This window comes from Ferroacidibacillus organovorans (genome assembly GCF_001642725.1).
Taxonomy (GTDB): Bacteria; Bacillota; Bacilli; order Alicyclobacillales; family SLC66; genus Ferroacidibacillus; species Ferroacidibacillus organovorans.
This window is the reverse complement of record NZ_LSUQ01000010.1, coordinates 73,187-86,669: the sequence shown is the minus strand read 5'-3', so window position 1 is coordinate 86,669 and position 13,483 is coordinate 73,187. Positions and strand designations below refer to the sequence as shown.

Genomic DNA, 13,483 nt, shown 5'->3' with positions numbered 1-13,483 from the left:
CGTCGGCAGCGTCTGATGTGGATAAGAGACAGATTCAGACCTAGTCCGTCATTCGTTGAGATGGCCAAGACGACCGGTCGATCATTTCTCAGTGTCGACTTGGCCGCCATCAGCACAGCCGAATCCGTCTGCGCATTGGCAAATCGGCTGAGCGTCGAACCGGTGCACGGTGCGATCACCAATGCATCGAGCCGTTTGCTCGGTCCGAGCGGCTCCGCTTGCGGGATCGTCGAGATTCCCGTCTCACCCGTGAGTTCTTCAATTCTTCTCACCCAAACACCTGCTTCGCCAAAGCGCGTTCCAGTGTTTACGACCGTTTGTGAAAAAATCGGCACAACGGAGACGCCTGTCTTTATGAAACGCTCAATTTCCGGGAATACTTCTTCATACGTACAGTGTGATCCTGTGATGGCAAATCCGATCGTTTTGCCGCGAAGTTCCACTTCTTCATCCCCCAGTGGACGAGGACGCTTCTTGTACCATGCGCACCATGGTCTGTGCGATGATCCGTCCCGCCGTTTTCGGAGCGACGATTCCTGGTAAACTCGGCGCTAACATCGCCTTGATGCCGCGTTTTTCGGCAAATCGAAAATCGGTGCCGCCAGGGGCAGATGCAAGATCAATGATGACACAAAAACGCGCTGCACGCGCGAGGATGTCTGACGTGAGAATCATCGCTGGGATCGTATTAAACACAACGTCAGACGACGCGATGGCGTCTCCGAGATGTTCAAGTGGGATCGCAGTAAGCCCCATCTCGCGGATGCGCGCTAAATCGCTCGGTTTGCGCGCACATACGGTGACTGCCGCCCCCATGCCAGCGAGCACGCGCGCCAGGGTGACCCCGCAGCGTCCCAAACCAAGCACGGTGCAAGCCGATCCGTGAAGCGTGATCTCCGTATGCTCCATCGCGAGAGCAATCGCGCCTTCCGCCGTAGGAATGGAGTTTAGTATCGCCACTTCATCCAGTTCCATCAGGCGTACCAGCGCCAAACCATGCCGTTTGGCGAGAGCCCCAAAGCGCGGCCGCGCGATGCCCGTGAAAAGTTGCGTTTTTTTATTGATCACCGCAAAATGATCCTCAGTCATCATGATCGGCTGTTCTGCAAACTGTGCAGGAACGCGCCCTTCATCATCGATACCTGCCACGGGAAAAACAATCACGTCTGCGTCTTTTAAAACCTCTTCAGAGAACGCGACTTTCACGCTGTCAGGAAACGAAACATCAGCTTTTTCAAATCCGACCATCACGGTCGAAGCGTCCAGTTCACTCACACAGCGCGCCACTTCGATCATCCGCGCATCTCCACCGAGAAACGCAAACTTGACACCCGTAAGCATGCCAGAGACCCCTTTCCCCATTTTACGACACCCGAGTCGAATTACAAGGCGATGTTTTCGCGAGCTACCTCGCGCTCGCTGACAGTCATCCTATGTCAGTCGCCCGCCATCGGTGATCAATGGGTGGAACCGAATCCGCCTGCGCGCCTCTGTGTTTTTGGAGAATCGTCATCCGTCAGCGAAAACGCCGTAAAAACGCCCTGCGCAATGCGCTCTCCGCGCGCGATTCGAATGTCTCTTTCACCAAAGTGAAGAAGAGGTATCATGATGTGTCCCTGGTTTGAAGGATTGTCTACATAGTCCGCATCGATGACGCCGACACCGTTTGCGAGAATGATCCCATAGCGTATAGAAAGGCTGCTGCGCGCGTAGAGCGCGAGAAATTCGCCAGCCGGCATGCGCGCGCGCACACCCGTCGGAACGAGCGTCACGCGCGCGGGAGGAAGTGTGACGTCGTGAAGTGCGCACAGATCATACCCTGCAGCATCCTGTGTCTGCCTTATGGGTAGCTCAAGTTCGCGCGTATCGACACCCGCGACCCACTCGAATCGTCTCATCGCAGATTGTCCGCTTCAAAAATAGGTTCAAGTGAAGGAGCGCCGACTGCAGCGATCGCGCGAGCACCTGAAAAAATGTGCTGCGCAGTGCGCGCAATGTCTTCTCGCGTCACACTCATCATCTCGTCAATCGCTTGTTCAACCTCTATGGTTCGATGTAAAAGGAGTTCATTTTTGGCGATTCTACTCATCCGACTCGACGTGCTTTCAAGGCTCAAAAGTAAGGATCCGCGCAGTTGGTCTTTTGATTTTTGCATCTCGCTCTCCGTCACGCCGTCTTGCAACAAAGAGGCGATAAGGTGATCCATGCGCGCAAGGACTTCGGTCGCCTGATCTTGCGCCGTCCCGTAAGAAAGGACATAGAGTCCCGTATCGCGAAATGCGCTGTGATAAGAAAATACGTTATACGCGAGTCCGCGTTCTTCCCGAATATCTTGAAAAAGTCTTGAACTCGAACTCGCGCCGAGAATGTTGTTTAAAACCACCAGCGCCTGCGCGTCTTTGTGGTCATAGTGTATTCCTTCATACGCGACGCAAACGTGCACCTGTTCGATACTTTTTCGCTGAAACACGCGCTTTGGCGTGTACTGTGGCGGCCGCTCTGAATGAGACGCCTGAGCCATTCCCTGCGCGTGCGCGAATGACTCCTCAATCCACTGAAGCATCTCAAGCGCATCGAAGTGACCGCAGACAGAGATCACCATCCGATCAGGCGTATACGCGCTCGCCGCAAAGTTTTTCAGTGTCGTTCGATCGAGCCGTTCCAGGCTCTCTTCCGTGCCAAGAATGTTCGCACCGAGCATATCGTGCTCAAATGCCGTCTCCAAAATCAGATCGTGCACAGCCTCTTCTGAATTGTCTTCATACATTTTGATTTCCTCTAACACAACACGCTTTTCGCGCTCGAGTTCATCCGCTGCAAATTCACTCTCAAAGAGCATCTCTGAAAGCGTATCAAGTAAGCGTTTTGCGTGTTCATCAAGCACCTTCGCGTGATAGCACGTATACTCTTTTGTGGTATATGCGTTGACATGCCCACCCAGACTGTCCAAAACTTCCGCCAATTCTCGCGCATTATGCCGCGTGGTCCCTTTAAAATACATGTGTTCAAGCATGTGAGAGACACCCGACAATTCGATTGGCTCGTCACGTGAACCATTGGCGACATAGACACCAATGCTCACGGAGCGTACGTGACTGATCGGCTCCAGCAAAACGCGTATTCCATTGTTCAAACGATGATATTGAAGCAAGAGCGATCTCCCTTCTCAGGCGCGTATCATGTTCACCATGATACCAGACCGCGTCTCACCCTCACAAGCGGATTCATTCATTAGGCGCGTGTACCAGTCATAGCTTCTCCATACGTATTGGGGACTGGGCGAACGGGGCTGATGATCGATGTAACTGTGACGAGTTGATAGCCCGCCGACTGCAATTTTTCAATCATGGTCGGGAGAGCTGCCACCGTATTCGCCGTCGGATGCATCAAAACGAGCGCACCTGGTTCACGGTGATCGACGATGCGATGAAGGATGACCGACGCAGGCGGTTTTCGCCAATCGATCGTGTCGAGCGTCCAGAGGATCGTGTGCATGCCAAGTCCCGCCGCCGCGCGCACGACAAGCGCGTTTACATCGCCTGCGGGCGGTGCAAACAGCGTGGGCTTCACTCCACCTGCGCGTAAGATCGCTGCATTCGTTCGCGTAATCTGTTCAATCATCTTAACGCGTGAGAGCTTTGTCATCATCGGGTGGTTGTACGCGTGATTTCCAACCTCCATACCTGCCTGCAGGACCATCTTCACAGCCTGCGGATTTTTTGTCGCAAACGATCCATCAAAGAAAAACGTCGCCTTTGCGTGGTGCACCGTGAGAATTTTAAGCATGGCAGGCAGATAAGCATCTCCCCATGCCACATTGATCATCAGCGCCATTTGTCGCTTCTGCGCATTCGCGCGATAGATCGGCTCCGCCACGAGTGAGGTCGTGGACACGGCTGGCGCGATTTGATCAAAAAAGAGTGGTGAAGCGTTTTTGTTCAACAGATTTTGGCGTGCCAAACTCTTCTGGATGTCAAGCTTGACACCGTTTAACGCAGGAATCAGTCCCCAGTATTTCTCAACACGCGCATTGACAGGCGGTTTATCATAGCGCGTCGCGAGCACCTGCAACTCGGACGCATACGTCATTTTTGAGGTCGCGGATAGAACCTGCCAATCTGCAGGATTCGTCAGAGGATTGCCAAACACGCGAAGTGTACCGTAGACTGCCGCTACACATACTACGAAAAACAGGACAGAGCGAAGATTGCGCATACATTCATCTCCCAAGAACCGCTTTGGGACATGTCTATGCAACACTCTAGCAGAGTAGACAAAAAAGCGAGCAAAAGATGCTCGCTTTTTTGTCTACTCACTTCAATACAGTCAAATTACGGACGGCGAACCGGGCGAGAGTCGCCACTTCGCTCACCAGAGCGAGAATCACTGCGATTGCCAGGCGGGCGACTTCCTGAAGGTCGCGAACCGCCTGACGGCCTGTCCCCTCCGCTTGAGCGTGGAGCAACCTCTGCAACCGGAATTCCCATATCCTTGAGAACTTCACGTTGACTGAGATTGATTCGTCCCTGTGCGTCGATTTCAGTAACCTTCACGGTGAGTGGATCTCCAACTTTGACAAACTCTTCCGGTGATGAAACGCGCTCAGCGCCGAGTTGCGAAACGTGAACAAGCCCCTCTTTGCCAGGCAAGAGTTCGACAAACGCGCCGTATTTTTCAACGCGCATCACTTTACCTTCATACGTTTCGCCCACCATAACATCGCGCACGATGCCTTCAATCATCGCGCGGGCGCGCTCCCCTAAACTATGATCAGGCGTTGAGATGAAGACGCGACCGTCTTGCTCAATATCGATCTTAACCCCGGTATCCTCAATAATCTTGTTGATCACGCGACCGCCAGGTCCGATCACTTCGCGAATCTTGTCTGGGTTTATTTTCATTGAGATGATGCGTGGCGCATATTTTGACAACTCTTCGCGCGGTGCTTCAATCGCGGCGCGCATCTCATTGAGTATAAACATACGCCCCTCGTTTGCGTGAGCAAGGGCCGTTTCAAGAATCGCGCGATCAATCCCGCCAATCTTAATGTCCATCTGTAGCGCAGTGACACCCGCTGCCGTCCCCGCTACTTTGAAATCCATGTCACCGAGGTGATCTTCCATGCCTTGAATATCCGTCAAAATGGCAACCTTGTCCGCCTCCTTGACAAGTCCCATCGCGACCCCGGCAACAGGCGCCTTAATCGGTACTCCCGCATCCATGAGTGCGAGAATCGATCCACAAATGCTTGCCTGCGAACTGGAGCCGTTTGACTCAAGCACTTCCGACACCAACCTGATCGTGTAAGGAAACGCTTCTGCGTCTGGAATCACCGGCTCAAGCGCCCGCTCCCCGAGCGCCCCGTGACCGATATCGCGGCGGCTTGGTGGACGAAGTGGGCGTGCTTCGCCCGTTGAAAACGGCGGAAAATTGTAGTGGTGCATAAAACGTTTGCTCTCTTCAGGGCTAATCCCATCCAAGATCTGAACATCCCCGAGTGCGCCGAGTGTACAGACGGAGAGTGCCTGTGTTTGTCCGCGCGTAAAGAGTCCAGAACCGTGCGTGCGTGGCAAAACGCCTACCTCCACACTGATCGGGCGAATTTCTTTCAATGAGCGCCCATCCGGACGGATTCCGTCCGAGACGATCGCGGTGCGTACCAGATCCTTTACAACATCGTGCAGAATTTCGCCAATCTCATCCACCCGCTCCGGGTACTGCAAAAGCAGTGCAGCCTGTGTTTCTTGCATGACGCGTTCAATCGCGTCAGCGCGCGCGTGTTTTTCAGTCGTATAAATCGCTTCACGTAACGGTTCATCCGCAAAAGCCGAGACGGCCATTTTTAAGCCTTCGTCAATTTGATGAAGGCTGACTTCCATTTTAGGAACGCCCGCTTCAGCCACAAAGCCTTCAAGAAAAGAGACGATCTCCTTAATCGTTTCGTGACCGAACAAAATCGCCTCAAGCATCCCTTGCTCCGGAATCTCTTTTGCCCCAGCTTCCACCATCATGATCGCGTCACGCGTTCCCGCCACCACGAGATGGAGATCGCTGATCGCCGCCTGCGCTTCCGTCGGGTTAATCACGAACTCCCCGTTTACACGTCCGACGATGACACCTGCGATGAGCTTTGGGAATGGGACATTCGATACGCCAAGCGCTGCCGAAACACCGATCATCCCTGCAATCTCCGGCGCACAATCCTGATCAACCGATTGCACGAGCACGACAACTTGAACATCATTGCGAAACCCGTCGGGAAACAGCGGGCGAATCGGACGATCAATCAACCGACTGGCCAAAATCGCTTTCTCACTGGGACGTCCCTCGCGTTTGATAAATCCACCAGGAATTTTCCCCACTGCGTAAAGCCGTTCTTCGTAGTTGACGGTAAGTGGAAAGAAATCGAGATCCTTTGCATCTTTTGACGCAGTCACCGTCGCCAAAACCACAGTGTCGCCATACTGAACGCGAACGGCGCCATTCGCTTGTTTTGCGAGTCTTCCCGTCTCAACAATCAGTGGACGACCGCCCACCATCATCTCTCTCTGATAAACCATCTGGATTCCTCCTTTCGCTACCTTTTCATCGCTGATATGTAAAGCAGGAGCGGGATGTCCCCGCTCCTTAATAAAACTATTTGCGCAGTCCAAGACGCGTAATCAGTGCGCGATACCGATTAATGTCATGTTCGCGTAAGTACTTGAGAAGGTGCGCGCGCTTGTACACCATTTTAAAGAGTCCACGCCTGCTGTGATGGTCTTTTTTGTGAATGCGGAAGTGTTCGTTTAACTCATTGATCCGCTCCGTGAGCAGGGCAACCTGCACCTCTGGCGAACCCGTATCGTTTTCGTGCACTGCAAACGCTTCAATCAATTCTGCCTTACGTTCTTGTTGCAAAGCCAATGGAAATCCTCCTCTTAATAAATACTCGCGTCGGGCAAAGTGTGCGGTGGAGAGGCGCACCACCGAGCCGACAGACGCGTTGTCCTATATGCCATTATGGCACAACAGGGTGAATTATACACGAGATAAACCATCCAGTAAAGCGCGCGCGCAGCGCACGTCCTCGTGCAACTGTTCCTTGAGCGCATCAAGCGCATTGAACCGTCGCTCCTCACGCAAATAGTGGACAAAGAGTACATCCATCGTTTTCCCATAGAGATCGAGCGCTTCATCAAGAATGTGTACTTCAAACGACAATTCACCTTGTGAAGAAACGGTCGGGCGAACGCCAAGATTCATCACGCCGCGATAGCGTTTTTGATCGACCTCTGCATACACAGCGTAGACCCCAATTTTCGGCACGACAAACGGTTCACAGAGCGTCAGGTTTGCAGTAGGAAAACCAATGGTGCGCCCGCGCTTTGCCCCGTGGATAACCTCTCCGCGAATGCGATACGCGCGTCCCAAGAGATGCGCCGCGTCTTCAGGTCGTCCTTGCGCTAACGCGTTTCTCGTCAGTGTGCTGCTGACACGCAGCCCGTCTTGATCAATCGGCGCGACAATTTCTACTGTCACACCATACTTGTCGGCGATCTGCTTAAGATCACTAACACCATTTGCTCCATTCTTCCCCATGCGAAAATCATATCCGACGACAAGGTGAGAAACGCCGAGCGCGAGTAAGTAGTCATCAAAAAATGCATCGGCCGTCTGACTGCGAAAGCGAGCGTCAAAATGCGCGACAAACGTTTCTCTCATGCCAAGCGTTGCCGCTATTCGCGCGCGTTCACCAGGCGGCGTCAAAAGGTTCGCGTATTCCTCATCCCCCTGTAGCACATAGCGCGGATGGGGTGTAAAAGTAAACATGCACGGCGTTAGCCCGCGCTCGCGCGCAACAAGCACCACATTTTTGAGAATCGTCTGGTGTGCAACGTGCAATCCGTCAAACTTGCCAATCGCAATCGCGCGCGAAACACCGATCTCAGGTGCGGGCGGTCGATCGAGATAGCGATAGTTGCGAAGAAATGCCATATCTCACTCAACCCCCTGCTGCACGAGAACCTTGTGCGCTGTAAGCCGCCACATGTCCCCTTCATATTCACGTACGCGATAAAGTGCAACCAACTCGTCACAGACGCGGATACCAATGATGCGATCCACATGAAAGGCTACACCCTGACCTGCGGCAAAGGCGTCTGTCAAAAAAAGCGGGGCACCGTGAAAAATCATATGTAGCGCATCTTTTGCGACAGTAAGCTTTGGCAGAGCAGGCACAGCGTCCTCCGTTGGGCGAACAAGAGAAGCCAAACCACGCTCTAATTCATCAAAACTGTGTGCGTCAGCAAGCGAAAAGGGGCCGCTTTTGGTTCGCGTAAGCTCAAACATGTGGGCGGGAACACCGAGTTTTACGCCGAGATCATGGCAAAGGGTTCGCACGTACGTCCCTTTCCCACAGCGCACAGAAAAATTCACAAGAAGCGAATCCGCGCGACGCGTAATCTGCTGGAGAGTTATTTCGTGGACAACCATTTCGCGCGCCTCAAGGACAACGGATTGCCCGGCGCGCGCCAACTCATGCGCACGGCGTCCAGCCACGTGAATGGCCGAATAGATTGGGGGAATCTGCATTGTCACGCCGAGAAACGTGGATAGCGCATCTCTTATTTCATGATCGCCAAGATGCGTCGCGTCAGAAACCGCGAGTACGCGCCCTGTGTGATCTTGTGTATCTGTAGATGACCCAAGCCACGCTGTGGCGAGATACGCTTTTTCACTCTCCATGACGTAGTCAGACAGCCGCGTTGCTGAACCCAGCAGGACAGGCAGTACGCCCGCTACATTTGGATCAAGCGTACCAGTGTGCCCGGCTTTGCGCGCCTGAAGCATGCGCTTTACGCGAGTCACCGCTTGTTGCGAGGTCATCCCCAAAGGTTTGTTCAAAACAAAAACGCCGTGCATCATACGCGCGCATCCGCCTCGGCAACCGCGGCGCGCACCAGTTTCAAAACGCGTGCGATCGCATCAGGCAAAGGCCCCGGCAATTGGCAGCCCGCGGCGCGCACGTGTCCCCCTCCAGCAAAAGCGAGCGCGATGGCAGCCACATCCACGAGATCACGTGAGCGAAGCGACACCTTTACATCACCGTTTGCACGTTCACGAAAGAGCAGCCCGACTTCAATCCCCGAAAGCGAACGCGTATACGGGAGAAGCACTTCTGCCTCACCCTCATCTGCGCCTGATTTTGCAATCATCTCCTGCGTAACCGATACATAGGCGATTCTCCCGTTTTCATCCACTTCAAGTGTGGCGAGTCCGAGCCGCACAAGTTCTACTTGTTCACGAGTGAGCGCCTCAAGGACGCGATCCGCCACCATGAAAGGTTGAAATCCACGCGAGAGCAGATCGGCCGCAACCTGATGAATTTCGGGTGTTGTATTGTTATAGCGAAATCCGCCCGTGTCAAACACAATGCCGGTATAGAGACACAGCGCCATGTCGCGCGAGATGGGCGCATCCGCGCGGCGCAGCATGCGATAAAGGACGAGACAAGTCGCTGACGCGTGCGGGTCGACGAGGTTCGCATCGCCGAATCCGCAGTTCGTTTCATGGTGATCAATGTTTAAAAGGGTGCCTGTTTGCGATTTTCTGTGAATCACCTCACCCATTCGTCGGATATCTGCACAGTCGACGGCGAGAATCTGATCAAACTCATCTGCCAGATCGGCCGTGCGCACAAACCGATCCGCCCCTGGCAAAAATGCGTAACGTTTAGGAATCGGATCATCATTCGCAAGAATGACCGGTCGCCCCACTTGATCACACAGAAGCGCCATCGCGAGCGCAGCGCCAATCGCATCACCGTCAGGACTAATGTGACAAACGATTAAAAGTGAATCGCGCGTCTCGGTGATCTGCTCATACATCCTCAAATCATCGTCTCTATCCATCGCTCTTCACACCCGTCTCCCCGCTTCCTGGCGGTGAATCTTTCGCGATCGAGCGCAATACATTGCCGATGCGCTCGCCATAGTCAATCGATTCATCGAGGATAAAATGAAGCTCTGGAACCGTGCGCAAGCGGATGCGGCGCGCGACCTCACTGCGCAGAAATCCTGCGGCGCGCGCGAGCGTTGCGAGTGATGTTTCGCGCTCCTCTTTCGTACCCATAACGCTCACGTAAACTTTTGCGTGTGCCATGTCGTTTGACAACTCAACGCCTGTCACCGTGAGAAATCCGATTCGTGGATCTTTAATCTCACCGCGGATCACTTCACTGATCTCACGCTGGATTTGAATCGCAATTCGTTCAACGCGGATTTTCACAAACTCACCTACTTTACAAAACATCGATTCGCAAGGCTTTAGTCTTGTTTCACAACTTCCATTTTGTACGCCTCAACGATGTCGCCTTCTTTGATATCGTTAAACCGTTCAAACGTGAGACCGCACTCATACCCGAACGCCACTTCGCGAGCGTCGTCTTTAAAACGCTTCAGCGAATCAAGACGCCCATCGTGAATGACAACGCCACCGCGAATCAGGCGCGCCTGGCTGTCTCGAACAAGCTTGCCCTCTTGAACCATCGCACCTGCGATGTTTCCGATCTTCGAGACCTTGAAAACTTGGCGGATCTCTGCGCGGCCGAGGACAACTTCCTTGTAAACAGGATCTAGCATGCCCTTAAGCGCCGCTTCAATCTCTTCGATCAGATTGTAAATCACGCGATATAAGCGAACGTCAACTTTCTCAGATTCGCCCATGCGCTGCGCGTTTGGCTCGGGACGAACATTAAAGCCGATGACAATCGCGTTTGACGCCGACGCGAGAAGAATATCAGACTCTGTGATAGCGCCGACACCCGTGTGAAGCACACGAATGCGTACACCGCTCACATCAATCTTCTGCAGCGCACCGAGTACCGCTTCGGACGATCCGTGCACGTCTGCCTTCAGAATCAAGTTGAGATCTTTTACTTCGCCCTCTTGAATCTGCTTATAGAGGTCATCAAGCGTAACGCGCGATGTTGCACCGAGTTCTTCCGCGCGTTGACGACCTGCGCGGCGCTCTGCAACTTGGCGCGCCTGACGCTCATCGTCATAGACGACAAACGGATCGCCAGCGCTTGGCACATCGCCCAATCCGACAATTTCGACAGGTGTTGACGGATTGGCCTCTTTGACGCGACGCCCGCGATCGTTGACCATCGCCCGCACTTTGCCAAACGTATTCCCAGCGACCACCACATCGCCCACACGCAGAGTGCCTGTCTGCACGAGAATGGTTGCCACTGGGCCCCGCCCTTTGTCAAGTTGTGCTTCAATGACTGATCCCCGCGCGCGACTGGAGAGACTCGCCTTGAGATCAGCCACTTCTGCGACGAGGAGGATCATTTCAAGCAGCGTGTCGATCCCCTCGCGCTTAAGCGCTGAGACGGGCACGAAAATCGTGTCGCCACCCCACTCTTCTGCGACGAGTCCGTGCTCTGTCAACTCCTGTTTGACGCGATCCGGATTGGCGCCCGGTTTATCCATCTTATTGACCGCCACAATGATCGGTACATTGGCTGCCTTCGCGTGATTGATCGCCTCTACCGTCTGCGGCATGACACCGTCATCTGCCGCGACGACGAGCACCGTGATATCGGTGACCTGCGCACCGCGGGCGCGCATCGTAGTAAACGCTTCGTGACCAGGCGTGTCGAGAAAGGTGATTTTTTTGTGATTGATTTCAACTTGGTATGCTCCGATGTGCTGAGTGATTCCACCCGCCTCAGACGCCGTGACATTCGTCTCGCGAATCGAGTCAAGAAGCGTCGTCTTCCCGTGGTCGACATGCCCCATGATCGTAACAATCGGCGCGCGATGCTCCAGTGTCTCTTGATCGACCACTTCGTGGAGCATCTCTTCCGCTTCAATATCGCGCGGTGCCGCCACTTGAACCTCTGTACCAAACTCATTTCCGACAAGCACCATCGTATCGGTGTCTATCTCTTGATTGATCGTGACGAGCACGCCCAGAAACAGAAGTTTTTTAATCACTTCAGACGCCTCGCGACGAAGCATATGCGCAAACTCACTCACCGTCATCGGTCCGTCGACTTTGATCGTGCGCGGGCCTTCAAACGTCCGCGTCACTTGCTCAGCGCGTCCTTTACGACCGCGAGGCGGTTGAATCTTCCGCGCATTCTCGCGGCGATCTGACGATGTGTTCCGGCTGTTTTGAGTGCGATCACCACCGCGTTTGTTGCGCGATGCGCTGTTTTGTCCGCCGCGATCTGCGCCATTCGGCGAACCCGCAGTGCCACCACCAAACGCTCTCCCGCCGCGCGCGTCGTTTCGACCTGCCGGTTTGCGGTCAGGTCCGAAACCTGCTGGGCGTCCCGCGTCAGAAGTGCGCGCAGGGCGATCACCAAAGGGACGGTTGCCACCTGGTGCCCCACCGCCAGAGCGTGGTGCCCCACCGCCAGAGCGTGGCGCTCCACCAGCATAACCGCCTGTTCTCTCTCCTTGAGGGCGATTGCCATACGGGCGGTCGCCCTGCGGACGGTTGCCATACGGGCGATCCCCTTGGGGGCGGTCACCCTGTGGACGATTGCCATAAGGGCGATCCCCTTGGGGGCGGTCACCCTGCGGACGGTTGCCATAAGGGCGATCCCCTTGGGGGCGGTCACCCTGTGGACGATTGCCATACGGGCGATCCCCTTGGGGGCGGTCACCCTGTGGACGGTTGCCATACGGGCGATCCCCTTGGGGGCGGTCACCCTGCGGACGGTTGCCATAAGGGCGATCCCCTTGGGGGCGGTCACCCTGTGGACGGTTGCCATAAGGACGATCTGTGGTTTGGTAGCGCGGGCCACTGTTTTGACTCGACAATTGCTCAACGGCGGTCGCCGAAGCGCCATCCTGCGATGTATTCCCTGCGCGTGCAGTTCGCTCATCATAGGAGCGATCACCAAACCGCTCACGACCGCCTTGACTTTGCGGGCGTCCTTGACTCGACGAACCGCCTGCATTACGATCCACACGCGACGTCCCTGTCTGAAGCTGTGTTGAGCGTGCGCCTGTAATGGCAGAATCTTCGCGCGCAGCCGGAATCACTGATGCTTCTGTGTGTGCTTCCTTTGCGACAGGCGGTTGGTCATGCTCAACCGTGAGAGTACGCGATCGTTCAAGATTCGTCGCTTGACGCTCTTCATCCTTGCGAATTGGTGCGATAACAGCCCCGTTTGCCAGGCGTTCATTTCCATCTTTCTCGTTCAAACCATTCCCCGTAATATTCGCCTCTCCCTCACTACTACTTTGTTCGAGTTGTCTCTTGCGCGCTGCCTCTTGCGCCTGAATCCGCTGCTGCTCAGCTGCCGTTTTCGTCGCCGCACGCGCCTTCACATCCGAAAAAAAACTCTCAACGGCAGAAACCATCCCCGGCTCCATGACGCTCATATGGTTATTCACCGGCATGTTTAAGCGCCCAAGAATTGTAATGATTTCCTTGCTCGACATGTTTAGTTGTTTAGCATATTCATAGACGCGCAATTTTG

At 54.4% G+C, this 13,483-nt stretch carries 12 protein-coding genes; all 12 read right to left on the bottom strand.

The features are described 5' to 3' along the window. Window positions 1-443: dipicolinate synthase subunit B (locus tag AYW79_RS05570; RefSeq protein WP_067562835.1), on the bottom strand; the 443-nt coding region annotated here is incomplete at its 3' end. A 4-nt stretch (window positions 444-447) separates the two neighbouring features. Beyond that, complete coding sequence (gene dpsA, locus AYW79_RS05565; RefSeq protein WP_335583213.1) at window positions 448-1,362, bottom strand: dipicolinate synthase subunit DpsA; 915 nt, start codon at window positions 1,360-1,362, stop codon at window positions 448-450. Window positions 1,363-1,457: 95 nt separating this feature from the next. Next, window positions 1,458-1,898, bottom strand: a complete 441-nt coding sequence (gene dut, locus AYW79_RS05560) for a dUTP diphosphatase (protein ID WP_067562829.1) — start codon at window positions 1,896-1,898, stop codon at window positions 1,458-1,460. Beyond that, the gene (locus AYW79_RS05555; RefSeq protein ID WP_067562826.1) at window positions 1,895-3,151 is read right to left on the bottom strand and encodes a M16 family metallopeptidase; all 1,257 of its coding nucleotides are present in this window, start codon (window positions 3,149-3,151) and stop codon (window positions 1,895-1,897) included. Before AYW79_RS05555 ends, dut begins: the two co-directional genes overlap by 4 nt. 80 nt (window positions 3,152-3,231) lie before the next feature. Then, a complete protein-coding gene (locus AYW79_RS05550; protein WP_067562823.1) occupies window positions 3,232-4,215 on the bottom strand; it encodes a polysaccharide deacetylase family protein in 984 nt (327 codons plus the stop codon). A gap of 116 nt (window positions 4,216-4,331) precedes the next feature. Beyond that, window positions 4,332-6,560, bottom strand: a complete 2,229-nt coding sequence (locus tag AYW79_RS05545; RefSeq protein ID WP_067562819.1) for a polyribonucleotide nucleotidyltransferase — start codon at window positions 6,558-6,560, stop codon at window positions 4,332-4,334. 76 nt (window positions 6,561-6,636) lie between these two features. Then, complete coding sequence (gene rpsO, locus AYW79_RS05540; protein WP_067562816.1) at window positions 6,637-6,906, bottom strand: 30S ribosomal protein S15; 270 nt, start codon at window positions 6,904-6,906, stop codon at window positions 6,637-6,639. 114 nt (window positions 6,907-7,020) lie between these two features. Continuing rightward, the gene (locus AYW79_RS05535; protein ID WP_067562811.1) at window positions 7,021-7,977 is read right to left on the bottom strand and encodes a bifunctional riboflavin kinase/FAD synthetase; all 957 of its coding nucleotides are present in this window, start codon (window positions 7,975-7,977) and stop codon (window positions 7,021-7,023) included. Between the two features lie 3 nt (window positions 7,978-7,980). Next, window positions 7,981-8,907 (bottom strand): tRNA pseudouridine(55) synthase TruB, encoded by a 927-nt coding sequence (truB, locus tag AYW79_RS05530; protein ID WP_067562808.1) that lies wholly within the window; start codon window positions 8,905-8,907, stop codon window positions 7,981-7,983. After that, window positions 8,904-9,893: a DHH family phosphoesterase gene (locus AYW79_RS05525; RefSeq protein ID WP_067562805.1), complete on the bottom strand. Its 990-nt coding sequence runs from the start codon at window positions 9,891-9,893 to the stop codon at window positions 8,904-8,906. Before AYW79_RS05525 ends, truB begins: the two co-directional genes overlap by 4 nt. Continuing rightward, complete coding sequence (gene rbfA, locus AYW79_RS05520) at window positions 9,886-10,269, bottom strand: 30S ribosome-binding factor RbfA (RefSeq protein WP_231877709.1); 384 nt, start codon at window positions 10,267-10,269, stop codon at window positions 9,886-9,888. Before rbfA ends, AYW79_RS05525 begins: the two co-directional genes overlap by 8 nt. 38 nt (window positions 10,270-10,307) lie before the next feature. Then, the gene (gene infB / locus AYW79_RS05515; protein WP_197460876.1) at window positions 10,308-13,445 is read right to left on the bottom strand and encodes a translation initiation factor IF-2; all 3,138 of its coding nucleotides are present in this window, start codon (window positions 13,443-13,445) and stop codon (window positions 10,308-10,310) included. Between the last annotated feature and the right edge of the window lie 38 nt (window positions 13,446-13,483).

What these genes read in the sequence shown, in the direction of transcription:
- dpsA (WP_335583213.1), bottom strand. Translation starts at nt 1,362, where the DNA reads ATGGGGAAAGGGGTCTCTGGCATGCTTACGGGTGTCAAGTTTGCGTTT.
- AYW79_RS05535 (WP_067562811.1), bottom strand. Translation starts at nt 7,977, where the DNA reads ATGGCATTTCTTCGCAACTATCGCTATCTCGATCGACCGCCCGCACCT.
- truB (WP_067562808.1), bottom strand. Translation starts at nt 8,907, where the DNA reads ATGATGCACGGCGTTTTTGTTTTGAACAAACCTTTGGGGATGACCTCG.
- AYW79_RS05545 (WP_067562819.1), bottom strand. Translation starts at nt 6,560, where the DNA reads ATGGTTTATCAGAGAGAGATGATGGTGGGCGGTCGTCCACTGATTGTT.
- dut (WP_067562829.1), bottom strand. Translation starts at nt 1,898, where the DNA reads ATGAGACGATTCGAGTGGGTCGCGGGTGTCGATACGCGCGAACTTGAG.
- infB (WP_197460876.1), bottom strand. Translation starts at nt 13,445, where the DNA reads ATGTCGAGCAAGGAAATCATTACAATTCTTGGGCGCTTAAACATGCCG.
- AYW79_RS05550 (WP_067562823.1), bottom strand. Translation starts at nt 4,215, where the DNA reads ATGCGCAATCTTCGCTCTGTCCTGTTTTTCGTAGTATGTGTAGCGGCA.
- AYW79_RS05525 (WP_067562805.1), bottom strand. Translation starts at nt 9,893, where the DNA reads ATGGATAGAGACGATGATTTGAGGATGTATGAGCAGATCACCGAGACG.